The 1,446-nt window shown below is 45.9% G+C and carries 2 protein-coding genes; both read left to right on the plus strand.

The window, feature by feature from the left end; translation table 11 throughout:
- Positions 1-1,018, plus strand: a 1,018-nt coding sequence (locus tag R8O70_RS25165) for a phospholipase D-like domain-containing protein (RefSeq protein WP_318184455.1), incomplete at its 5' end; no start/stop codon positions are given.
- A 123-nt stretch (positions 1,019-1,141) separates the two neighbouring features.
- The coding region (locus R8O70_RS25170) for a class I SAM-dependent methyltransferase (RefSeq protein ID WP_318184456.1) at positions 1,142-1,446 on the plus strand (305 nt) is incomplete at its 3' end.

Here is a 1,446-nt window from a genome sequence, read left to right on the forward strand (position 1 = left end):
CCGAATGCACAATAAATCGCTGATTGCTGACAGTGTCTCTGCGATTGTCGGTGGACGAAATATTGGTAACGAGTATTTCTCTTTTGAATCAGAAGTAGAGTTCGGCGACTTCGATTTACTGCTCTACGGGGAAGCCGTGCAGCAAACGGCGGATCAGTTTGATCTTTATTGGAACAGCGTACACGCCGTGCCGATGGAGTGGATATCGCCAGAATCTCAAAGCGTCTCCGATGCCGCGATTCAAAAACAAGTCACCAAACTGAACTTGCAAGAAAAATTCTCTTCTGGCCGATACGATTTTACCGCCTTGGATATGTATCAAGACCTCAAACAAGGCAAACTGAACTTGTACTGGGGTGATGGACAAGTTTGGTTCGATTTGCCAGATAAAGTTACGACACACGATAGTCAGTTAGTCGGAAACTTAACCGAGCTATTAAAAAGTGTTGAGCACTCTTTCGTGCTCATCTCGCCTTATTTCATCCCAACAGAAGCTGGCACAAAAGCTCTAACGAATGCAGCTAAGCGAGGTGTCGACATCACCATCGTCACCAACAGCCTTGCGTCGAATGACGTCTTTGCCGTTCATGGCTGGTACGCCAAATATCGTGAAGATTTGCTCGAATCCGGCATCAAACTTTGGGAAGTGAAATCCAGCGCGAAGCTCAAGAGTAAATGGAGCTTAACGGGCAGTAGCCGTGCGAGCTTGCACGCAAAGGCAATGACGATTGATGACAAAACACTGTTCGTCGGCTCTATGAACTGGGACCCTCGATCTGCGGCTTTGAATACCGAAATGGCCGTTGTGATTGAACAACCGGAATACGTGCAAACGTTCTTGGCAAAATTACCCAGCCAACTGAAAGACAACGCTTATCGACTCACTCTACGTGACGGAGACATTGTTTGGACAAACACCAAAACTGGTGAGGAATATGATTCAGAACCCGAAGCAGGCGTTTTTCGCCGATTAGGCGCTTGGTTCTCCGGCATTTTGCCAATAGAAGATCAACTTTAACTTGGTCACATTCTCTGCATTTCGTTAGCGCCGCAAAAAATAGAGTTGTGTAGGCTAGCTTCAAAGACAGCAAAAACGCTATTCAAATTTGAATGGCGTTTTTTATAACGAAAAGGAAATTCAATGTCAGTTTCATGGGATCCGTACTATCAAAAAGTCGCTCAACAACCACACAGGGTCAATGTAGAGAAAGCCCTACAATTTCACACATTAGCAAAGAAAATTGCCGTTGACGCTGGCTGCGGTACAGGGAGAGACTCCAATTTTCTTCTCGCACAAGGCTTTCGTGTTCACGCATTCGACAACAACTCTGACGCAATAAAAACCTGTGAGGCGCGTTTTTCTGAACAGTCGAATTTCTCCATCTCGCAAGCGTGTTTCAGCGATTTTGATTACCCGAAGTGCACCCTATTTATTGCTAGCGCCAG

The sequence above is a fragment of the Vibrio sp. 779(2023) genome (genome assembly GCF_033344285.1).
GTDB classification, from domain to species: Bacteria; Pseudomonadota; Gammaproteobacteria; order Enterobacterales; family Vibrionaceae; genus Vibrio; species Vibrio alginolyticus.